6 protein-coding genes are annotated in these 23,082 nt (G+C 72.2%); all 6 read right to left on the minus strand.

Annotated features, from left to right (window positions below; translation table 11 throughout):
• Positions 1-15: 15 nt before the first annotated feature.
• Entirely contained in the window at positions 16-2,019 is a 2,004-nt protein-coding gene (locus tag ACZ7L5_RS10395; RefSeq protein WP_471516053.1) for a heavy metal translocating P-type ATPase, read from the minus strand.
• 4 nt (positions 2,020-2,023) lie between these two features.
• Positions 2,024-2,914 (minus strand): metal ABC transporter permease, encoded by an 891-nt coding sequence (locus ACZ7L5_RS10400; protein WP_471516055.1) that lies wholly within the window; start codon positions 2,912-2,914, stop codon positions 2,024-2,026.
• Complete coding sequence (locus tag ACZ7L5_RS10405) at positions 2,911-3,750, minus strand: metal ABC transporter ATP-binding protein (RefSeq protein WP_471516057.1); 840 nt, start codon at positions 3,748-3,750, stop codon at positions 2,911-2,913. Before ACZ7L5_RS10405 ends, ACZ7L5_RS10400 begins: the two co-directional genes overlap by 4 nt.
• On the minus strand, positions 3,747-4,691 hold the full coding sequence (locus ACZ7L5_RS10410) for a metal ABC transporter solute-binding protein, Zn/Mn family (protein WP_471516059.1): 945 nt from the start codon (positions 4,689-4,691) through the stop codon (positions 3,747-3,749). Before ACZ7L5_RS10410 ends, ACZ7L5_RS10405 begins: the two co-directional genes overlap by 4 nt.
• A gap of 140 nt (positions 4,692-4,831) precedes the next feature.
• The gene (locus tag ACZ7L5_RS10415; protein ID WP_471516061.1) at positions 4,832-5,578 is read right to left on the minus strand and encodes an SOS response-associated peptidase; all 747 of its coding nucleotides are present in this window, start codon (positions 5,576-5,578) and stop codon (positions 4,832-4,834) included.
• 102 nt (positions 5,579-5,680) lie between these two features.
• On the minus strand, positions 5,681-23,080 hold the full coding sequence (locus ACZ7L5_RS10420; RefSeq protein ID WP_471516063.1) for a WXG100-like domain-containing protein: 17,400 nt from the start codon (positions 23,078-23,080) through the stop codon (positions 5,681-5,683).
• Positions 23,081-23,082 lie beyond the last annotated feature (2 nt).

Raw genomic sequence — 23,082 nt, forward strand, 5'->3', positions numbered from 1 at the left:
GTCAGCCCTGTTCCGTCAGCCGGTCCCGTCTGCCGCCGCCCGATCCCAAGCCGCGTCCCGCAGCAGCCGCAGTCCGTTCAGGCCGACGAGGACCGTGGAGCCCTCGTGGCCCGCGACGCCGAGCGGCAGCGGGAGCGTGCCGACCAGGTCCCAGGTCACGAGGCCGGCGATGAAAACCCCGGCGATGACGAGGTTCTGCACGACCAGTTTCCGGGCCCGGCGCGAGAGGGCGACGGTGGTGGGGACGGCGGCGAGTTCGTCGCGGACGATCACCGCGTCGGCGGTCTCCAGGGCGAGGTCGGAGCCCGCGCGGCCCATGGCGACGCCGATGTGGGCGGCGGCCAGGGCGGGTGCGTCGTTGACACCGTCCCCGACGACCATCACCTTGCGGCCTGCCCCCTCCAACTCCTTGACCGCGGCCAGCTTGTCCTGCGGCAGCAGCCCCGCGCGCACGTCCTCGATGCCGGCCTCGGCGGCCAGGTGGGCAGCGGCCCGGGGATTGTCGCCGGTGAGCAGGGTCGGGGCGGCGCCGGTGAGCGCGGTGAGGGAGACGACGGTGGCGGCGGCGTCGGGGCGCAGCCGGTCCGCGATGCCGAGCACCCCGGCGGGGGTGCCGTCGACGACCACGAGGACGGCGGTACGGCCGGACCGCTGGAGTTCTTCGGTGAGCGCGGCGACCGGGCTCGCGTCATCGGCGTCGGTCGCGGCGTAGGCGTTGTCGAGCAGGCGGGCCGGGGCACCCACTTCGACGGTACGACCGCCCGCGACGGCCTTCACCCCCACCCCGGGCGCGGACATGAAGTCCCGTACGTCGGGCAGGTGGAGGCGCCGTTCGCGTGCGGCGTCCACCACGGCCCGGGCCAGCGGGTGTTCGCTGGAATGCTCGGCCGCCGCGGCGATCGTCAGCAACTCGTCCTCGTCCAGCGCCGAGCCGGCCAGGGGCCGTACGTCGACAACGCGCGGGGTGCCCTCGGTCAGCGTGCCGGTCTTGTCCAGGGCGACGGCGTCGACCTGGCCGAGGCGCTCCATCACCACCGCCGACTTCACCAGCACACCGTGCCGGCCGGCGTTGGCGATGGCCGACAGCAGGGGCGGCATGGTGGCCAGGACCACCGCGCAGGGCGAGGCGACGATCATGAAGGTCATGGCGCGCAGCAGCGCCTCGGAGAACTCCTCGCCGAAGGCGAGCGGGACGCCGAACACGGCGAGGGTCGCGGCGACCATGCCCAGTGAGTAACGCTGTTCGACCTTTTCGATGAACAGCTGGGTGGGTGCCTTCGTCCCGGACGCCTCTTCCACCATCCGCACGATCCGGGCGATCACGGAGTCGGAGGCGTCGCGTTCGACCCTGACGCGCAGCGCCCCGGTGCCGTTGAGGGTGCCCGCGAACACCTCGTCGCCCGGCTGCTTCGGCGCGGGGAGCGGTTCTCCGGTGATGCTCGCCTGGTCCACCTCGCTGACGCCGTCCAGCACCCGGCCGTCGGCTCCGACGCGCTCGCCGGGCCGTACGAGGACGGTGTCGCCGACCGTCAACTCCTCGACATGAAGGGTCTGTTCGGTGCCGTCGGGGGCAATCCGAGTGGCCGTGGCAGGGGCCATGTCGAGCAGTCCGCGCACGGAGTCGGCGGTACGGGCGGTGGCGAGTGCCTCCAGTGCGCCCGAGGTCGCGAAGATGACGATCAGCAGGGCGCCGTCCATCACCTGCCCGATCGAGGCGGCACCGAGCGCGGCGACGACCATCAGCAGATCGACGTCGAGGGTCCTGTCCTTGAGCGCCTTGAGCCCTTCCCAGCCCGGCTCCCAGCCGCCGGTCGCGTACGACAGCGCGTAGAGCGGGCCCCACGTCCAGGCGGGCGCTCCGGCGAGTTGCAGGGGCAGCGCGAGCAGGAACAGCGCGGTGGCCGCGACGGCCCAGCGGACCTCCGGCAGCGCGAGGAGCCGGGTGCGCCGCCGCGGCACGGCCCCGGCGCGCGCGGACACGGCCCGCTCGGCCGACGGCGGGGTGAGCGTCGAAGTCATGCGCTCACGATACAGGAATAGATGAACACCCCTTCATGTCTTCATGTCGCCTGGACTTCCGGCGGCGGCCCAGCAGCCTGCACCCGAGGTAGATCGCGAACGAGATCGTGGTGACGTACGGGCTGATCGGGATGCTGCTGCCCAGCGCCGTCAGGATCCCGCCCTCGATGGAGGCCACCGCGAACACCACGCTCAGGAGGGGCAGCAGCACCGGTGAGGCCGTGAGCCGGGCAGCGGCGGCCGCCGGGGTGACGACGAGCGTGAGGACCAGCAGCGCGCCGACGATCTGCACGGACAGGGCGACCGCGAGGCCCAGCACGAGCATGAAGGCGAACGACAGCGCCCGTACGGGCACGCCCCGCGCCGCGGCCACGTCCGGGTCGGCACTGGCGAAGGCGAGCGGGCGCCACATCGCCGCCAGGGCGACGAGCACCACGGCCGACGTGCCGAGCAGCCAGGACATCTGCGGGGTGTCGACGGCGACGATCTGCCCGGTGAGGAGGCCGAACTTGTTCGCCGCCCGGCCCTTGTAGAGGGCGAGGAAGAGCACGCCGAGCCCGAGGCCGAACGGCATGATGACGCCGATCACGGAGTTGCGGTCCCGGGCGCGGGAGCCGAGCAGTCCGATCGCCCCGGCGGCGACGAGCGAGCCGACGATCGACCCGGCCACGATGTTCGTGCCCAGCAGCAGCGCGGCCGAGGCGCCGGCGAAGGACAGCTCGCTGATCCCGTGCACCGCGAACGGCAGATCCCGCATGATCACGAACACCCCCACCAGACCGCCGACCAGACCGAGTGCGGCGCCGGCGACGAGGGAGTTGCGGACCAGGGCGAGCAGTTCGCCGTAGTGGTCGAAGTTGAAGACCTGCTGCCAGATCCCGTCGGCGATGGTCATGACCGTACTCCGTGCGGCAGTTCGGGGTGGTGCGGCGACGGCGCGGCCTCGTCGGGTCCGGCGACGACCGTGACGCGGTCCCGGACGCGGATGACGTCGACCGGGGTGCCGTACAGCTGCGACAGCGCCTCGGAGGTCAGCACCTCGTCGGGGGTGCCGATGCGGTGGCCGCCGCGGGCGAGGTAGAGAACGCGGTCCACCAGCCCCAGCACGGGGTTGATCTCGTGGGTCACGAACACCACGGCCGTGCCGTGGGAGCGGCGGCGGGCGTCCACCAGCTCCGTGACGGCCCGTTGGTGGTGCAGGTCGAGGGAGAGCAGCGGCTCGTCGCAGAGCAGGATCCGCGGGTCGGTCACCAGTGCCTGTCCGATGCGTACGCGCTGCCGTTCGCCGCCGGAGAGCAGACCGAGGGGGACATCCGCGTACGCGGCGGCACCGACCGCGGTGAGGACCTCGTCCACGCGGCGGCGTACAGCACCCGTGCGCAGCCGGGGTCCGAAGCGGTGCCCGTCGATACCGAAGCGGACCAGGTCCCGGGCGCGCAGCATCGCGTGGGCGGACAGGGTCGCCTGCTGCGGGACGTAGCCGACGCGTGGGCTGCCCTTGCGGGGCGGACGACCCAGGACCGTCAACGTACCGTCGGACAAGGGCCGTTGACCCAGTAGAACCCGGACGAAGCTGGTCTTGCCCGCCCCGTTGGGCCCGAGTACCGCCAGGAACTCGCCCGGTCGTACGTCGAGTTGGAGGTCCTGCCACAGCACACGCTCGCCGTAGGACAGAGCCGCTCCGCGCAGACTGATCAGCGCGGCGCCGCCGGCCGCGGTGGGGGGCCTCACTTGGCCAGCGCGCTCGCGAGCGCGTCGACGTTGGCGGTCATCCAGCCGAGGTAGTCCTTGCCGTGGGGCAGGGTCTCGGTCACCGGGACGACGGGGATTCCGGCGTCCCTGGCGGCCTGCTCGGCCTTCTCGGTCTGCGGGCCGGAGGTCTGCTCGTTGCAGACCAGCGCCCTGACCTTCTCGCCGGTGAACAGCGCCAGCGTCTCCTGCAGGGTCCTCGCGGAGACGTCGCCCCCTTCTTCGATGGCCTCGCTGAACTCCTCGGGCGTCGCGTTCTCCAGCCCGGCGGCCTGGATCATGTACAGCGGCACGGGCTCGGTGATGGCCACGCGCTCACCGCCGTGGTCGGCCTTGATCCGGGCTTCCTCCTCCTCCAGCAGCTTGAGTTTCGCCTCGAAGTTCTTGGCATTCCTGCCGAAGGCGACGGCGTCGTCCGGGTCGGCCTTGGCGAGGGCGGCGGCGATACGGTCGGCGAGCCGGGCGACCGTGGGGAAGTCGTACCAGACGTGCTCGTTGAGCTCCCCGCCCGCCGGGGCGGTCTTCTCGGAGACCTTGACGGCGCTGACCACCTCGGCGGACGAACCGCCGCTCTTCAGCATGCGGTCGACGAAGTCGTCGTAGCCGCCGCCGTTCTCGATCACGACCTTCGCCTTGGACAGCGCCAGCTGGTTCTGCGTGTTGGCCTCGTAGGAGTGCGGGTCCTGGTCGGGGTCGCTGATGATCGAGGTGACCTGCACCTTTCCGCCGCCTATTCGCTCCGCGATATCGCCGTAGACATTCGTCGAGGCCACCACCGGGACGGCGGACGCGGCAGCGGGGTGCTGCGCGGCGTCGGAGCCGCTTGCGGAGTCCGGCGTGTTGCCGCAGCCGGCGAGGAGGATCAGACATGCGCCGGTTGTCAGTGGCACAAGCGGAAGACGACGGTACGAGGACGCAGGCATGGAACCCTCCGAGGGCACGGCGAATGATGTGCCGAGCTCCACCCGTCCCGGCTTCGGGCTCACGCTAGATGAAAACGGATGTCAAAATCGTCTAGCGGCCGTCCGGCGGGGCAACCCTTACCCAGAACTCACCTTCGGGGTCAGGGAGCGGGGACCTCGTCCAGGAGTTGAGGGCCGTTGTTGCGGACGCTGTTGACGGCCGGGGAGACGGGGCGGGCATCCAGGTGGCCGTCCGCCGGCGGGGCGAGCAGGGCGCGGAGGTCGTCGGTGTCCTCGTGGTGCGGGTCGAGCCAGGCGTCGTAGTACTCGGGGGTGAGGGCGAGGGGCATGCGCGGATGGATCCGGCCGGCGGCGTCGGTGGCCTCGGTGGTGATGATCGTGCACGTCAGCAGCCAGGCGGCGGGATCGTCGGAGTCCTTGATCTCCGGGTCACGCCAGAACTCGTAGAGCCCGGCGAGGGCCAGGACCTGCCCGTCCTCCGGGTGGATGAAGTAGGGCTGCTTGCGGACCTTGCCCGACTTCTTGTCCTCGACCTGGTCCCACTCGTAGAAGCCGTCGGCCGGCAGCAGACAACGGCGCTTGACGAACGCGCGGCGGAAGGCGGGCTTCTCGTGCACCGTCTCCACCCGCGCGTTGATCAGCCGCGCGCCGATCTTGACGTCCTTCGCCCACGAGGGCACCAGCCCCCACCGCAGCGGCCGCAGCCGGCGCCGTACCGGCTCGCCCTCGTCGGCGCCGCGCGGCGTGCGCTCCAGAACGGCCCACACCTCGTCGGTCGGGGCCACGTTCCAGCTGGGCGCAAGTGTCTCCTCCGGATGCCACTCGGTCACCTGGAACAGCTGGGCGAGGTCCTCGGGACTGCGGCTGGAGGCATAGCGTCCGCACATACGGCCACTGTGTCACGGTGCGGTCTGCCAGTCTTGATGAGCTGGTCAGCATGTGTGGCGCGAGGTTCTTGGCCGGGCGCGTGGCCGGGCGTTTGGCCGGGCTCAGGTCGCGAGGGGCTGCTGGATGCTGTCGCCTCGGTTGTTGATCGCGATGTGGGTGCCGATGCGCCGGAAATCGTTGATCACGCCGAACATGCTCTTGTCCGACGGCAGGAGGGCCGGGAGCGCGGCGTCCTGGGCCAGCTGGGCTCGGAGCATCTCCTTGTAGGCGTTGTAGACCCTCGCCGTGTAGCCGGGCTCGGTCGCCGCGTTCATCCGGTGGTCGTTGGTGACCGCGATCGAGGCGAGGTCCATGAGGTAGCAGTCGAACAGGTCCGTGACGTCCTTGGACTTCGCGTTGTCGTCCCCGGTCGCCGCGTCCCGCGCGAGTACCTGGCCCATCTCCATGACGATCTCGCGGTACATCCGGTGCCTCGTGCTGCTGGGGAAGGCCGCCATGATGTGGTCGGCCTGCCCGGCGCCCTCCGTGCTCATCGTGCGCGGCGTCTTCAGATCGGACAGTCCGGGCACCGCCAGCGGCACTCCCCGGAACATCATCTCTTCGTCGGGGATGCCCTCGTTCTGGGAGGCCAGCGGATGCAGTCCGATCTCATGGGCCAGCATGCCCATCACGTAGCCGATGTCGTACTTCTCGAAGTAGTAGCTGGCGAGTTCGATGTCGACGCCGTCCGCGCCCCGGTCCCGCACATTGGCGGGCGTCTCCGTGGTCCGCACCAGCAGGGTGATGCGGCACGGGCGCTCGTCGATGTAGCTCCGGATGGTCGCGTGCTTGCGCAGCAACTCGATGATGCGGACGGCCTTGTCGCGGTACCTGTCGTCCGTGAGCTTCAGGTTGGTGAACTCGAAGTTCCCCGACTTGAAGGGGACGAGGGCCGGCTCGACCGCGGCGGACGACGCGTTCGGGTCCGCCGGCATGTGCGGCGGGACCTCTGGGGCCGTGGGGCCGGTGCGGTCGGCCGGCTGGGGCAGGGAGACAGGGTCGACCCAGACGGACGCGCGCGGGACCGGTGTGGTGGCCGTGCGGGCGTCGTCCCAGGACTGCTCCGGGTGCTCCTCAGCAGCGGGGGTCACATCCCCGACGAGCGCGTGGAGCAGGTCCAGATGCCGGCCGCGTAGACCGGAAGCGGCGAGGGAGGAGTCCTCGGGGCGGGCGTTGAGGTCACCCAGCAGGCTGCCCGGGATGTGGGGGCGGTGCGGGGAATCGCTGTCACGGTACTCATCGCGTAGGCCGAGCTGGTGGGTCAGCTCATGGACCAGGTGTACGGGGTCGGCGTCCGTCCACCACGTGTTCTGGTCCATGGCCCGGTCCCGGCCCGCCAGGTCCACGGTCAGGTGGGGGGCATCGGCAGGGTCGACGTACTCGACGGTGACGTGCAGTCGGTCACCGTTGGGCAGGCGGTACGCCCGGTCGTTGAGGAACTCACGTACCCCGGCGTCGAGTTGGTCGCGTACATGCGCGATCTGCCCATCCGTGCCGCGCATAGCGATCCGCACGGTGAGGTCGGTGACCCGCTCGCTCCGGTACGACAACCGCCGGGCATCGAAGCCCGAACGCACCACGAAACGCGGGCGGCTGTCACGGGGGCCGCGCGGCTGCGGCGTGGCGGGCGGCGGCACCGCAGCTTCGCCGGACTGAGGCAACCGGGGTCCGACTGTCTGGATGCTGTCGCCCTGGTTGTTGAAGGTGAAGCTGGTACCGAGGCCGAGGAAGTTGTTGGTGATGCCGAACATGCCCTTGTCCGCAGGCAGCAGCGGCCGTACCGGACTGTCATCCGCCAACCGAGCGGCGAACATCTCCTTGTACGCGTTGTAGACCTTCGCTGTGTTACGGGGCTCCCAAGCCGCGCTCTTACGGTTGTCGTTGGTGACGGCGATCGTCGCCAGGTCCATCAAGTAGCAGTCGATCAGATCCGTAACGTCCTTGGGCTTGGCGCCCTCCTCCCCCGACTGAGCCTCTTCCGCCAGATCGTGGGCCATCCTCAGCACGATGTCCCGGTAGATCCCGTGACGGGTGCTGCTGCTGAAGGCAGCCATGATGTGGTCCGCCTGACCCGCGCCCTTGGTGCTCATACTGCGCGGCGTCTTCAAGTCCGACAGACCCGGCACCGGGAGCGGGACATCCTCGAACATCGCCTCCTCGACAGGGATGTCCGTCCGTCGTGAAGCCAGGGGGTGCAGGCCGATCTCGTGGGCCAGCATCCCCATGATGTAGCCGATGTCGTACTTCTCGAAGTAATAGCTCGCCAGATTGATGTCCACGCCGTCGTCGCCGCGGTCCGTCACATCAGCCGGAGTCTCCGTCGTGCGCAGGTGCAGAGTGATACGGCAGGGGCGATTGCCGATGTAGTCGCGGATCGTGTCGTGCTTACGGAGCAGCTCGATGATCCGGATCGCCTTGTCGCGGTAGCGCTCATTCGTGTGCTTGAGGTTGGTGAACTCGAAGTTCCCCGACTTGAAGGGTGTGAGGGGTACGTCAGCCTGCGGCATGTGGGCCGGGACCTCGGTGGTGTCCGTGCCCTCGGCGGGCTGCGGGAGAGAGACCGGGTCGACCCACACGGACGCGTGCGGGACTGGTGTGGTGGCCGTGCGGGCGTCATCCCAGGACTGCTCCGGGTGCTGCTCAGCAGCTGGGGTCACATCCCCGATGAGCGCGTCGAGGAGAGCCATGTGCCGGCCGCGAAGACCGAAAGCGGCGAGGGAGGAGTCCTCGGGGTCGGCGTTGAGGTCGCCCAGCAAGCTGCCCGGGATGTGGGGGCGGTGCGGGGAATCGGCGTCACGGTACTCATCGCGTAGGCCGAGTTGGTGGGTGAGTTCGTGGACCATGTGCACCGGGTCGGCGTCCGTCCACCACGTGTTCTGGTCCATCGGGCGGTCCCGGCCCGCCAGGTCCACCGTCAAGTGCGGGTTGTCGGACGGGGCGACGTGCTCGACCGTCACATGCAGACGGTCGCCGTTCGGCAGGCGGTACTCGGGGGCGTTCAGGAAGTTACGCACACCGGCGTCGAGTTGGTCGCGGACGTGGCCGGTCTGACCCTCCGGACCCCGGATCGCCAGCCGTACCGTGAGGTCGGTGACCCGCTCACCCTGGTACGAGAACCGACGGGTGTCGAAGCTTGACCGCACCACGAAACGGGGGCGGGTGTCGCGCGGGCCCCGTGGGGTGGGGATGGTCGCCCTCGGTGGTTCGGCGGACGGGTCCCGGGGCAGCCGCGGGCCCACCGCTTCCGGGATCGGCGCCGCGTTGTCCGGGGCGGCATCCGTGTCCATCGCGGCGTCCGTGTCCGTTGCCTCGCCGCCGGACTCGTACTCGGAGGAGGACGCGTCGGGGTTCTGCGGGCCCCCGGTGCCGGTCCTGTCGCCGTTGAGTACGCCGTTCTCGTCGAGGGTCGCGCCGATGCTCCCCGCGTTGTCCCGGATGTGGTTCCACAGCTCCGTCCGCTGCTGCATCCACTGCGGCATGCGCCAGCCGGGGAAGAAGGTGCCGTGGGTCCCGGACGCCTGCACCCGGTGGCCGAGGGGGCGCCCGATGTGCTCGTTGACCGCCTGGTAGGCGAGGTCGCAGGAGGCGCAGGCCATCTTGAACCCGCCGAGGTCGAGCGTCTGCGGGTTGTTCGGGTCGCCGGGGTTGTTCTGCCAGTGCTCGACCCAGTGCCCGAGCAGGGTCAGCTCGCCGTGTTCGGATCCGTACGACCCGAAGGCCGGGGTCGCGTCGCGGCCGCTGACGTTGAGGACCGTCGGATTGGCCAACGCCCGCTTGACGAGGTCGAGTTCGGGTGAACCCGGGTGGTAGAGCCGGTACCAGCCGGTGGCCAGGGCCCGTAGCTTCGTACGGTCGCGCATCTCCCGTGCCATGGCGGGTCGCCTGCGGGACAGCCAGCGCTCGTCGCGCCGCCACTGCTGCTGGTCCGCCGTCAGGAGTCGGCGGTCCTGCCGGAGGGCCTCCTCCTCGTTCGGGAGGTTGTCCCACTGCTGCTGCCGCTCGTCGTTCCAGTCGCCCGACTCGTACTGTTCGTCGAGCCGCGCCCCCAGGTCCCCCAACTCCTGTGCGCGTTGGCCGAGTTCCTGCTCTCGCCGGTCCAGCCGCGCCCGGCTCTGCCGGTGCTGCTCCTCGTCCCGGTTCCACTGCTCCAGCTTCCGCAGGCGTGGTGTGCCTGCCGCTTCCTGACCGGTGACGAACCAGCGCAGTTCCTGCTCCACCAGGGTGGCCTCGTCGCTGGTCAGCGCCTTCGCGCCGGTGTTGCCCGCGATGCCGAGGGAGCCGTCCGGCAGCAGGGCGACGGCGATGTGCGGGGTGACCTGGGCGTCCGCATCCCGGTCCGCCTTGCGGAGGGCTTCCTTCACCAGGCGGGCCACCCGGTCCAGCATCCGCAGTGTCACCTCGCGGTCCCGCGCCGAGGTGCCGGTGGGGCGTGTCTGGGTGAACGGGCTGCCGGTACCGAGGCCGAGGGCCTCGCGCAGGTCGTCGTAGTCCTCGGTCTCCAGTCGGCCGTCCTGCTCCGCCTGGTCCAGGGCCTCGGGTACGCCGATGCCGGTGAGTTCGGTGAACGCGCTGTCGAACGCCACGTCCGGGAAGCCGCCGAGGGCTGTGTTGCGCTGTCGCACCACGTCCAGCAGGACGTCGACCCGCAGGTCGGGCTCGTTGAGGAGGTCGGCGAACCGGGTCGCGAACTCGGTCTCCGGGCCGGTGAGTACGGCAGCTTCCTCGGGCGCGGAATCGTCGTCGGATTCGAGGTCCATCTCGACGTCCGAGTCCTCGCCCGGCTGCCCCGTGTCGCCCGCGTCCCCCATGTGCGGGGTGGGGCTGTTTCCGGACAGGGTGCTCAGGTCGAGCGCCTCCTCCTCGGTGGGGAGGCCGGCGAGGCTCGGGAGGCTGTTGCCTGCGAAGGACGGGGGCAGCGGGATGGTGGCCGGGTCCTGCTCGTCGTCCTGCCGCGGCTCGGGTGCCGGGGTGCGCAGGGTCAGGGGGACGAAGTCGCCGCCGCGGCGGCGCAGTCTGAGGTGGGGGCCCGCTTCGCCGGACGGTCCGGCGTAGGTGTGGGCGGTGCCGTTCTCCTCGATCAGGGTGACGGAGGCGCCGGTCGCGGCGGCGGCCCACTCGGCCACCGCGCGGTCGGCCGCCGGGCCCCAGGGGGCGTCGGCGAGGTGGCGGCGCAGGTGGCCGTCGCGGGCGTCCTGGCTCGGCGCGGGCGTGCCGGGGAGCCGGCGGAGCGGCGGGGGCGTGAAGAGCGAGTCGCGCTCGGCCGGGGTGCCGGGGAGGCCGTTCAGGCGCATCAGCCGGTTGGGCGGGGCTCCGGCGCGGCTGCGCAGTCGGGTTGCCTCGCGGCTGTCCAGGCCCGGCTGGTCGGCGGCGTGGTGCAGGGCCGTGGAGAGCGCGGCGAAGAAGCCGTTGCCGCGGCCGGTGGGGGTGCCCTGGGTGTACGTGGCGCCATCGGGAGCGGTGAGGATGCCGTCGCGGTCGAGGCGGTAGCGGGGGCCGCTGCTGTCGGCGGGCGGCATCCAGGGCGGGGTGGCATGGCTGCGGTGCGCCGACGGCTTCGCGGACTGCTGCGAGGTGGGTCCGGTCGTCGTCCCGGCGGTCGTGGTGGAGCCGGCCGGGGCCGGGAGCGGGGTGGCGACGGGGGGTGGGGTGCCGGGCGGAAGCGCGGCGTGGAAGAAGCCGTCGGCGGCGAACAGGACCGGATCGGTGGCCGGGTCGACGGCGGCCGGATCGGTGCCGTGCGGGAGGAAGAGCTGGTCGCGGCCCTCGCCGGTCACCACGGTGAGGGGGGTGCCAAGGACCCGGGCGGCGAGGGCGGGCAGCAGGTCGGCGCCGCCGTGGTCGCCGGCGCGGGGCTCGGGCGGGGCCGGTTCGCCGTCGGGTTGCCCGGTGCCGTCGTCTTGACGCGGCTCGCTCGTGAACGGGCGGAGCATGGCCGCGGTGGCCAGCGCGACGCGTTGTGCGGGGGTCGGCCAGACGGTCTGCGGGAGCCGGCCGAGGGCGTCGAACTCGGCCTGCTGGACGGGGCTCAACTGCACGCCCGCGAAGTCGAGTTCGCCCTGGGTGAAGGTGTCCGCGGCGTCCAGGGCGAGGCCGTCGAGCAGGTCCGCGTTGCTGTCCTCGCCCAGGGCCCAGGCGAGGCGGTTGCGGGCGGCGCGGACGGCCCGCTCGGTGACCGCCGGGTCGCCGGGGGCGGCGGTGAACCGCTCGGCGAGGTCGGTGCCGAGAAGGTGGGGCAGCCGACCGCGGTCGTGGGCGGCGGCGAGCAGTGCGTGGAAGAAGGAGGCGCCGTCGTGCGGCATGTCGTGCACCTCGCGCACGGTGGTGCCGTCCGGCGAGGTGAGCATGCGCGGGGTGGAGTCGGTGCCGTCGGTGACGGTGTACGGCTCGGGCGCCTCGGAGCGCCAGTCCGGGGCGGTGTACTCCTGTGGCCGGTCCGGCACCGGGACCGAGGCCGAACCCTGGTGGTGGGCGGTGAGACGGGAGGCGGCGAGGTGCAGCCGGTGGTGGTCCGCGGCGGCGGCGGCGGTGCGCTGTTCCCAGCGGCGGACCTCCTCGCGGGCGGCCTGCCAGGCGGCGACGGCCGGGGTCTGGGCCATGGCCTGCGGCAGGACGGTCGGCCGGTCGGGGTGGTCGTCGCCGAGCGCGGCCTGCTCCTGCGGACTCAGGTCGAGCCATGTCTCGCGGGCCCGGGCGCGGGCGTCGTAGTAGCCCTTCTCGGCCGCGGCGAGGTCACCTGCGGCGCCCGCCAGGTCGTCCCAGGCGCTGCTGGCCTCGTCGGGGAACGTGGTGTCGTCCAGGAGGCCGTAGTCGCGGGCGATGTCCTCGCGCAGCCAGACCAGGGCCGTGGTCTCCGCCTCGGCGGCCCGGGGTCCGCGCTTGGCCTTGCCGAGCGCGTGCAGCGGGCGGCTGTCGGTGATGCGGTGGTCCACCTCGGCCAAGGAGAGCCAGCTCACCGGCAGCGCGAAGAGCATGCTGCGGTCGGTGACGACCTTGAGGTGGGTGCCGAGGGTGGTGTCGACCGTGCCCTTGAGGGCGGTGCCGTCGTTCGCGCCGCCGATCGGGATCGCGGCGCCCGGGTTGGTGACACCCGCGTTGCTGTTGCCGGCCAGCGGCGATGTGCCGACCACGCCCTCGACGTTGTCGGTGATGCCGGCCTCCAGCGCGTCGGAGGTCTTCGCGCGCTGCATGGCCTCCATGCGCGGCTTGTTCTCCACGGTGAGCAGCCGGGCGCCGCGGCGGTGCATCTTCGCGTAGAGACGGGAGTCGGCGGTGTGGGACTGGCCGAAGAGACGGGCGGAGGCCTGGGTGGGCAGCGCTGAACCGTTCGCGCCGAGCGCCTCGCGGAAGCCGGCGGTCAGGCCGACCTGTGTGGTGGCCTCCTGCTGGGCCTGGGCGGGGGCGGTGCCGAGGCCGGTGAGCGGGGTGAGGCGGGCCATGCGGACGCGTTCGCTGAGCGTCCTGCCGGTGTGCCGTTTGCCGAGGTCGCTGTCGCCGAGGCCGTCGGCGCGGGCGGTGGCCAGGGTCAGGGCGTCCTGCACGTTGGCCGCGCCGCGGATGTCCACGGCGAGGATGCCGGAACCGATCCGGTCGTCGAAGGGCAGTACGTCCGCGTCGTCGGTGTCGCCGCCGCGCCAGGCGGCGATGCCGTCCGGCCGGGCCTGATCGGCCGTCAGCATCCGTACCGCGCGCTCGGGTTCCGGCACGTTCTGCTCGGTGAGTGCGCCGTCGGCGCCGTCGCCGTCCGGGGTGAGCAGGCTTGCGGGGAGGATCTCGTTGAGGCTGCCGACCGGGGCGACGGCGCGAGGGGAGAGCGGTTCGCCGGTCGCGTCCGTCATGGTGACCGTCAGGGTGTAGCCGGTGACGATCTCGGCATGCGCCTGGGTGGTGGCGATGTTCGGCATGGAGGTGCTGCCGGCGGTCTCGGTGCGGGTGCTCGACCGCTGCTTGGCGGCGGTGCCCTGGAGCGAGGGGTTGGCGAGCAGGACACCGCTGTCGACGGCGCGCTGGCCGACGCCGAGCGTCACGTCGGCGCCGCGGTCCCGGGAGGAGCCGTCGGCGTCGTCGCGGGCGGTGGTGCGGTAGTCCTCCAGCTCGAAGCCGGTGCGCAGCCGCTCCACGGTGGTGGTGACCGGCGTCAGTTTGAACCGGACCTGTCCGGGGCTGCCGCCGACCGGCAGCCGCAGCGGGCTGGACCAGGCGCGGTAGCGGACCGGCAGGGTCATCCCGTCGGTCGTCAGCTCGTGCAGGTTGGCGCGCAGGAAGTCCGGGGAGAGCCGCTGGAGGACCTGCTCGCGGTCGTGGGAGGGCACTCCGATCTTCTCCAGCCGCCCCATCAGCTGCTGCGCCGCGTGGCTCGCGTCGAGCTGGCCACTGGGGTGGGTGGGGAAGCGGCGGCCGCGCAGGAAGCCGGGCAGCCGGTAGCCGCCGCCGAGGTTGCTCGGGGTGCTGGTGCCCAGGCCGTCAGGGGCGAGTCCGGCCTCGATGGCGTCCTGCATCGGCAGATGGAACATCACGGCGTCACAGACGCGCTGGAGCGCGGCGGCGGCACGGCGGGGGGCGAGGCCGCGTCCGAGACGCTCGGAGAGCCGGTCGGCGGCGGAGCTGATCCGGCCCCCGGCGCGGGTACCGATCGCGCCCATCGCGGCCGTCCACCGGTCCCGTACGGCGACGGTCTCGGCGGCGTCGGCGACCACCAGGTACATGCGCCCGGCGAAGGTGAGGGTGGTGTTGCGTCCCCGGGTGAGGGTCTGCGAGACGCTGCGGCCCTTGCCCCAGGCGTACTGGAGGGCGGTCGAGTAGGACCCGACCACCGCCGGTTGGCCCGGGGCCTGCTGGAGCGGCATGTCGGCGCCCTGGACGCCGAGGGTGGTGCGTGAGGTGGTGCTTGTGCTGCCGGCGACGCGGTGCTCGTTACCGATGGTGGCTTCGAGGCTGGCGGGTTTCGGGTCGCTCTTGACGCGCGGGTTGTGCAGTTCGCCGCGGACGGCGGCCTTCAGGTAGTGGGTCTGGAACGGTCCGGCACCGTTGAGTCCGGTGATGCGGGAGCCGAACGGGCCCAGATACTGGCCGAGTTGGCCGGCCACGTTGAGGTTGGCCATGGCCCGGCGCAGGGCGGTGCGCACCGGGGCGCCGGGTGCGCTGACGTGCCAGGAGGTGCCGGAGGCGCGGTCGGCGGTGTCCTGCATGAGCTGCTGACGCTGCGGGCCGCCCTCGGCGCTGAGCACCACGTGCGGGGCGCTCAGCAGCTTCCGGGTGAGCTGCCGTTCGGCCGATTCCGTCCTCGGCAGCGGGCGGGTGCCGTCGAGGAGCTGGTCGGCCTCGATGGCGGAGAGCCGCTGCGGTGCGGGGGTGGTGGGCGCCGGTGCCGTCACCGGTCCGCCGGGCGGCGGGTCGGCGGGGCCGTGCCGTTCGGAGCCGTGCGCCACGGGCACGGCCAGCTCCACGCGGCCCACGGTCTCGCTGCCCCGGTTGAACAGCGGGCGCTCCTCGACCTTGCTGACGAAGACGCCGGCGCCGAGCAGGCCGACCGAGGCGAGCCGGGCCCAGCCTCGTGGGCGGCGGTGGCCCTCGAAGGAGGCGCCCAGTTCCACCTGGTAGCTGTAGAGGTCGGCGCCGTTCTGGAACGTCAGGTGATCATGGGTGACCGCGACCGTGTTCCGGGTGGCCTTCTGGTCGGTCTTGGCGTACCGGACGCCGACGGAGACGTTGCCGGTCTGGCGCGGCACTCCGGCTTCGGGCGCCTTGTCGTGGTCGCGCGGCGAGATGCCCAGTTCCACACCGCCGGAGAGAGTGGTGGACGCCTGCTGCCCCTGGCCCGAGATCTCGGTGCCGATCACGGCGTTGCGCAGTGACCGTTCGCTCATGGTGGTCTCGAACCGCCGGTCGGAGAGCCGGGCCCGCAGGATCAGGGTGTGGTGGCCGCGGCGCACCTTGCCGTCCTCGGTGAGGGTGACCGGCACCCCGGTGGTGGTCAGGTCGTCCAGGCTCTGCGCGAGGGTGGGCCGGTTGAGCGCCTCGCGCACCTGGCGGTCGTTGTGCAGCGCGGTCCGCATCCGCCCGTCGCCGTACCAGAACTTGGCCAGCCGCGGGCGCCGCAGCATCAGCGGCGGGACGAACAGTGACGGGTATGAGCGGTGCAGGGTGTCGAGAACCGTGTCCGCGAAGGCCCGCATGGGGTCCTGGGGGGCGGGCTGCCCGTTCGGGTTCTGCTGGCGGCTGGGTTGTTGGCCCGGCTGCTGGCCCGGCTGCTGGCCCGGCTGCTGGTCCTGCTGCTGGCTGGGTTGCCGGTCCGGCTGCCGGCTCGGGGGCTGGTTCTGCCCTTGGTTCGGTACGGCGTTCTGCGGGCGGTCGGGGCGGAAGCCCTCGGCGCGGACCTGACCGCTGAGGTGGACCGGGTCCTCGCGGGTGAGGTACCACGGCACCGGCGGCTCGGCGTCGGGGTTCGGGCCGGTCTGCCCGGGCGTACGGCTGTCCCAGCCCGCGAGCCGGCGGGCGTCCTGCGTGGAGATCCAGTCCAGGCTGACCACCCGGACCGGGCGGGCCGCGGACGAGGGTTCGCCGGCCTTGCGCACCATCAGGGTGCGCTCCACCCGGTAGAGCGCGACCGGGTGGTTGCGGACGCGGCCGGTGGTCTTGCGGGCGGCGTCGGTGCCCAGGTAGTGGCCGCGCCCGGTGCTGAGGTCCGCGCGGACCAGCGGGCCGCCCTGGAGACGTACGTCGGTCTCCGGGCCGACGAGGGTGTAGTTGGGGCCGGCGGTGACCTGGACACCGAAGCGGGTGTCGCGGGCGTGCCCGCGTTCGTTCTGGTACGTGGTCTGGGTGAGGTCGCGCAGCTCCGCCTTGACCGACTCGGTGACCAGGGTGGCCCGGTGCGGGATCGACCGCTCGACGATCAGGTGCCCCAGCGGGTGCTGGCCGCTCCCCCGGGTCAGCTCGGGTCCGCTGACCGGGCCGGAGAACCGCCCGAACAGCGCGAGCAGTCGCCCGGGACGGACGTACGAGACCAGCGTGCGGTGCGCCGAACTGCCGGGCCGCGCACCGGAGATGGCGAGCGCCAGGTCCTCCGGCGGGTCCGTCAGGTGCAGTCCGGTGGTGTCGGTGATCCGCGGCTCGACCCCGTCCGGGAAGGTGAGCGTCTCCGGCGCCCGCCGGGGCCCGGCGAAAGGCACGGTGAAGTCGTCCGGCAGCCGCCAGCTGAGACCGTCCCGCATGGCGAACTCCGCGGAGTGCACCGGACTGCGCCGCCAACCGGGGCTCGTGGGCGGTGAGTTGCCCGGGCCGGGGGTCTTCGGTGACGCCTCGGTGACCCTGTCCACACGCACCCGGTAGTGGACGTCGTCCAGGTGCAGGTGTGAGCCCTCGTGGGCGCGGTGCTCGGTCTGGTGGTACGCCTGGGTGCCCTGTGTGTAGTCGGTCCTGCGGGTCCAGCCCAGCGAGACGCCGATCTTCAGCAGCCAGTTGAGCGGCGGGCCCATGCTCAGCGCGGCGGCGATCCGGCGCCCGTAGCCGACGCTGCGCCCGCCGCCGGTACCGGCCTGGCCGCGGCGCATGGTGTCCAGCCGTACGGTGCCGCCGTTCACGTCGGAGAAGCGTTCCCAGCGGTGGTACGGGATGGCCTCGACGGTCATCTCGTGGCCGACGCCGGACTTCTCCCGGCCCACGAAGCGTGCGCCGCGCGGGGCGGTGAAGGCGCCGGGCTGCTCGGTGAGCAGGCGCAGCAGTTCCGCCTCGTCGAACTGGTCGCGCAGTTTCTTCGGCAGTTGCCCGAGGATCTCCTGGGCAACCTGCTCGGGCGAGCGCAGGGTGAGGACACCCGGGCCGGTGAAGAGCCCGGTCGGGACGCTCTGCGGGGTCGTCGCGTCCGTGGAGGGTTGCGGGCTGCTGCCGTGCGGATCGGCCTCCGGGCTGATCAGTACGGTGGGCAGCCGGCTGCCGTCCTCGAAGGTGACGGTGCGCGGGGCCGGGCCCGGCGGCCGGGCGTCCGGGCCGGTCAGCAGCCGGGCCGGGCGGTGCCGTTCGAGCTGGGTCTCCAGCGGCACCGGGTCGCCCCGGTCAGGGGTCTCGGGGTCGGGGCGGTCGAGGTCGGTGATCCCGCCCATGCTGCGCAGCCACTCGCTGAAGGGGTCGGATCCGTCCGGCTCCTCGGTGGCCGGGTCCGGTACGGGGGTGAGCGGGGCGTTGGCCGGGACCAGGGCGTCGTAGTGGTCGCTGCCGTTGTAGGCAAGGTGCAGGGTGCCGCCCCGTCCGCCCGGGTGGAGGGTCGTGACGAGGGTGTTCCCCGGCGCCTGCGGGTCGCGCTGGACGAGCCGCAGGTCGAGGTCGAGGGTGTGCGCCAGCGCCTGCGGGAGCAGGTCCGCGAAGGGAGAGGACCACAGCTCCCTGAGTTCGGCGGCCTCGGCGAAGAGCCCTTCGGTGCCCAGTCGTCGCGCGTCGGCGGGAGTGGGAGCCACGTGGGCGAGGTGCGGGTATCCGCTGTCGCGCAGGATGCTCCGCCACTGGCGGGCGTCGCCGTGGGTGACGACCGACTGCGCGATCCGGTTCCAGCGCTCGGTGATCCGGCGCCGCGCTTCCGGGTCCCGCACCCCGGCGACGGCGGTCATCCGCAGGTCGTCCACCACGGCGAGCACCGGGTCCGGCATCGCCTCGGCCGCCGCGGTGGCCAGTTCGGACCCGGTGATCCGCTCGCGCAGCGTGCCGCGCAGCCCGGCGACATTGCGCGCCGCCCACGCGGGCGGCACGTCCTGGCTGCGCGCGCTGTCGAGCAGGGCACGGAAGAGGCAGTCCCCGCCGCCCGGCGTGTCCAGCCGCCGGAACTGCGCGCCGTCCGCATGCACGGTGTCCGCCGGGCCGGTCGTGATGGCGCCCTTGCTGTACAGGGCCAGGTCTTCGGCGAGGCTCTCCGGGCGGCTCGGCGTGGGCGCCAGGTCGGGTCTGCGGCGGGCGAGTTCCGCTGTGTCCTCGGCGCTGAGGGCCAGCTCGGAGAGCGGCAGCGGGGTGTCGGAGAGCGACCAGGTGATCTGCGCGGACGGCGCATGAGCGAGACCGCGCACGTCCTCCGGCGAGACCAGGGTGGTCGGCGGGAGCGCGGGCGGCGGCGGGGGCAGCAGCGCGTCGAGGGTGGTGTCGGGTCCGGCGGTGGACCGCAACTCGGCAGCGGCGCGCAGGAATTCGGTGTACTGCTCGACGGTGGGGCCGGCCGCCGGATCGACGTCGGTACCGCCCCTGGCACCGACCCGGTCGGTGACCATACGGCGCAGCAGATCCGGGGTCATGCGGCCGTCGCCGTAGCGGGCCGCGGTGTCCGGGCTCAGCCAGCGCAGGCCGTCCACGTAGGCGAGACCGGCGAGCAACTCCCGGTTTTCCGGCTGCTGTTCGGCGTCCGTTCCGAGGGCGTCGCGCAAGGTGCGGATCTGCTGGAGGGTACGGGCCCGGGCGAAGGCGTCGGCCGGTTCCGGGCCCGTGTGCAGGCCGGCGTCGCGCGCCAGCCCGTCCAGGTCGGCGCCGCCCGGCTCCGGGGTGAACAGCCGCCACCGGCCCGGCCCGTCCGGTCCCTCGGTGAGTACCGGGCGCACCTCGCCGTCCCGGTCCCGGGCCGTGCCCACCTCGGTGGTCGGCGCGTACACCGGCCGCCCGGTGCGGTTGGCGACGTGCTGCGCCACCGGCAGGCCCGCCACCTCAGGCTGTCGCCCCGTCTCGCAGGAGAAAAGCACCAGCGGTCGGTCCTGATCGCCGTCCTGCGCCCAGGACTTGAGCACCTCGTCCAGCTGCACACCGCTGACCTTCACCGTGGGTCGCGCCGCGTCGTCGGTGCCTAGGGTGACGGTACGGGGGGTGCCGTGCCCGGCGAAGTAGTCGGCGCCCTGCTCGGTCCCCGAGCCGGGGAGGGCGGTCGGCGGGCCGGTGAACACGGTACGGGGCGGAGGCTGGACGGAGTTGTCCCCCGGGGCCGGCGGACCGGAGGTGGTGCGCACACCGCGGAAGGTGTCCTGGCCGAGCAGGGTCTGGCGTGCCGTCCCGTGCGACGTTCCGTCCTCGGCGGGGCTCTGCGAGATCGTCAACGTTCGTACGGCACGTCCGGGTTGGGGCTTCACGGACGCGTCCGGCACCCAGCGCCGCAGCTGCTCGACGGGCACCGTGTGTCCGTCCAGGGTGGTGACGAACGGCTCGCCCGTGGGGCGCGTGGGCCCGTTCACGTCGTCGCTGTTGCCGCTGTTGCCGCTGTCGTCCACCGGTCGTACGACGAGCCGTCCGGGCGGCGGAGGTGCTACGGGGGGTGTCGCCGGGGCGTGGTCCGGCGTCGTGGGTGGCGTGGTGGGCGGGGGTGGGGGCGGCGGAGTGCCGTCGCCGCCCGGACCGCGCTCGCCGCCGCCCGGGCCGGTGACTTGTCCGCCGGTTCCGTTGCCATGACCCGACTCCAGGTGCAGGTCGGTGGCCGGCTCGGGCCAGGGACGGGACAGGGTGGTGAGTTTGGCCGCGGGGAGTTCGGTGGCGACGGTGGCGATGGTGTTGGTGACGACCTTGGAATCCGATTCGACTCCGTTGCCGGGCAGGGGCGTTGTGGTCTCCGTGAGCACCTTCGTGGGCGGCGCCGTGGTGGTGCTCGCCGGGTTGCTGTCGGTCGTCGCCGTGCTCAGGGTGGCGGGGCGGGATGCGGGTCCGAGGGCGTCGGCGAGGGGCAGCAGTACGTCCGCGCCGGGAAAGGCGGTCTCGGTGGTGACCGTGGTGGCGTCCGTGGCCTCCGGGGTGCCGTGATCCGGCATGGTGGGCGGAGGGCCGCTGAGCGTGCGGACCCGGACCGGGGCGCCCGGCCCTTCGCGGGTCAGCTCGACGGCGGCGCGAACCGGACGCCCCGCCCCGTCGGGCGTGACCGCCGGCCCGAGCACCACTGCCCGGTCCGTCCCGGCCCCGTCCAGCAGAGCGGCAGCCTCCGGCGACCCCTCCCCCGACGGCGGCACCTCGGAGGAGACCACGATCGTCAGCGGCGGTGCCGTAGTTGCGCCGCTGATGTCGAGCGCGTCGCCCGTGTCGGCGTACGAGCCGGTGGTGCCCACCTTCGGCGGAGCGGCGGTGAGGTCCGCGGCCTGGGTGGAGACGCTGCCGGTGGAGTCCGCAGTGGCGGCGATGTCAGATGCGTTGATGGTGTCCCGCGAGGGAGTGGGCTCCGGCGAGAAGGGGGTGTCCGGAGCAGAGGTGTTCTCCGTGGAGGAATTGGAGTTCGTGGCGGAATCGGAGTCCGTGGCGGAATTGGAGTCCGTGGAGGAATTGGAGTCCGTGGAGGAATCGGAGTCCGTGGAGGAATCGGAGTCCGTGGCGGAATCGGAGTCCGTGGAAGACGTGGACTCCTGGGAGGACGGACCCCCCGTCGAGGACCTGTCCTCCGCAGAGGCTCTGTCCTCCGCAGGGGACGTGCTCTCCGACGGCTGCGAGGTCTGACGGGAGTCGTCTGTCGTCGTCTGTGAGGTGTCTGCCTGGGCCGCGCCGTCCGGGGTTCGGGTCGCGGCGGGGGCCGGGGTACCTCCGCCGGTGAGGGCGCCACCCGGCCGGCCGCCGGTGGCCGTGCCGGGCGCGTTTGCGTTGGTCGAGGCGTTGGAGGCGACGGGACCGCCGGTCCCCTGACCCGGCGCCGCAGCCGTACGGTCGTCCTGCCCGCCCACTTCGACGGACGACGTGAGCGGGCCGTCCACCGTGACCGGCGTGCCGAAGCCGTCGAGGGCGCGGCGGACCTGGTCGGCGTCGACCTGCGCGGCGGGGCCGTTCCCGGCGGGCACCACCCGGACCTCGGGCAGCTGCGACAGGTTGCTGTGCACGCTGTCACGGACGCCGATCTCCGTGCTGCCGGGCGGCTCGGCGCCGCGCAGGGCGGCGATGTCGCGCAGCGCCTGCTCGCGGACCTCGGCCGGCCCGTTGTGGACCTGCTGCCACAGCGCGTTCTCGGCGGCGGTCACCGGCAGCGTGCCCGGGGAGTACGGGGGCGGGTCCAGGGTCGTGTACGGCGGCAGGTCTTCCGCGGTGTAGGGCGGAGGCACGTCGCTGCCGGTGAAGTAGCCCTGCCCGGCGTTCTGTTGGGCGACGGGCTGGGGTGAAGTGGACGAGGAGCCGACGCCGCCCGGGGGGTTCACGGTCGAGGGACCGCCGGTGCGGTCGGGGCCGTCACCGTTCTCGGAGCGGGTCGAGCCGGAGGACTCCCGCGTGTCGGAGTCGCCGGTGTCTGCGCTGTCGCCGGAGACGGTGGGCGGCTGGTTGCGCATCTTGTCGATGACGTGGCGCAGTTCGGCGCCGCTGTTCTGGGCGGTGTCGGTGAGGGTGGCCTCGACCTGGCTGCTGACACCCGCGCCGACGAAGGTGGACCAGCTGGTGGACCAGTCCCCCTCGAAGGCGCCCTTGATCAGGATCTCCGCGACGGACTCGCCCGCGCCGGCGGCGAGGAAGTCGGCCGTCCCCTTGAGCCCGTAGTGCCCGGCCAGCGCGCCCGGCCGGTCGGCGTTGTTGCGCAGGAGCTGGTTGTTGCGCCACAGGTCGGGGTTGTTCCGGAAGGAGAGCGGGTCGTTGCGGAACGTCACCGGCGTGTTGTTGGTGACGTTGGGGCCGTTCCCGTTGGAGTTCGGGGTGGGGTCGGGGCCGTTGTTCGGTCCCGGGCCGGGGTCGGGGTTCGGTTTGGGGTTGGGGCTGTTGTTCTTGAAGTCGAGGTCGGGCGTGTTCCTCAGGTTGGGGTTGGGGGTCGGCTTGAAGTCGAGGTCCGGCCCGTTCTTGAGGAAGTTGTTGTCGTAGCTCTTGACGATGTTCTTCGCGAAGTTGTCGAAGATGCTGGTGAAGAAGCCCGCGGCGGCACCGAACGCGGCGGACTTGAGGATGTCGTTCCAGTCGAAGCCGTCGGGGCGGCGGCCGTCCGGGGCGAAGTTCATCATCGCCAGCCGGACCGCGAAGGTGGTGAACGCCTCGGCGAACGCCTCGGTCAGTGAGGGCGCTATGTGCAGCCGCTGGAGCAGGTGGGTGAGCGTGGTGAGGATCAGGAACCGGCTGCGCAGCTTGGCCATCATGATCTGGCTGGCCGAAGCACCTCCGGTGAAGAAGGACATCGCCAGGTAGATGGCGATCTCGATGAGCAGCCGGATGACCTCGGCGATGACCTGCCACTTGGACTCCATGATGTCCATGGAGGTCTTGCGCCGGCCCTCGGCGATCTTGTCGAGCTGCTCGGCGAAGTCGCGCAGGTAGTTCTTGCCGCCGTCGTCGATGAGCATGCCCATCGCCTTGGCGTACGACTTGGCCAGGTCGTCCGGCATGACCTCGGCGATGTCGTGGATCGACTTGTCGATCAGTGACGACATCCGGTCCAGCTTGCGGCCCAGCCCTGAGTAGGGCCGTCGGCTCTCGTAGGCGAGGTCCTCGTCGGCGTCGATGAGCTTCTCCCCGGTGAGGATGAAGATCATCGCGTTGACCTCGGGCGATGCCTGGATGCTCATCC

Source organism: Streptomyces sp. NPDC107528, from assembly GCF_055639295.1.

Bases quoted from the DNA above. Each gene is read 5' to 3' on its own strand.
- ACZ7L5_RS10395 (WP_471516053.1), bottom strand. From the start codon at position 2,019: ATGACTTCGACGCTCACCCCGCCGTCGGCCGAGCGGGCCGTGTCCGCG.
- ACZ7L5_RS10400 (WP_471516055.1), bottom strand. From the start codon at position 2,914: ATGACCATCGCCGACGGGATCTGGCAGCAGGTCTTCAACTTCGACCAC.
- ACZ7L5_RS10410 (WP_471516059.1), bottom strand. From the start codon at position 4,691: ATGCCTGCGTCCTCGTACCGTCGTCTTCCGCTTGTGCCACTGACAACC.
- ACZ7L5_RS10415 (WP_471516061.1), bottom strand. From the start codon at position 5,578: ATGTGCGGACGCTATGCCTCCAGCCGCAGTCCCGAGGACCTCGCCCAG.
- ACZ7L5_RS10420 (WP_471516063.1), bottom strand. From the start codon at position 23,080: ATGAGCATCCAGGCATCGCCCGAGGTCAACGCGATGATCTTCATCCTC.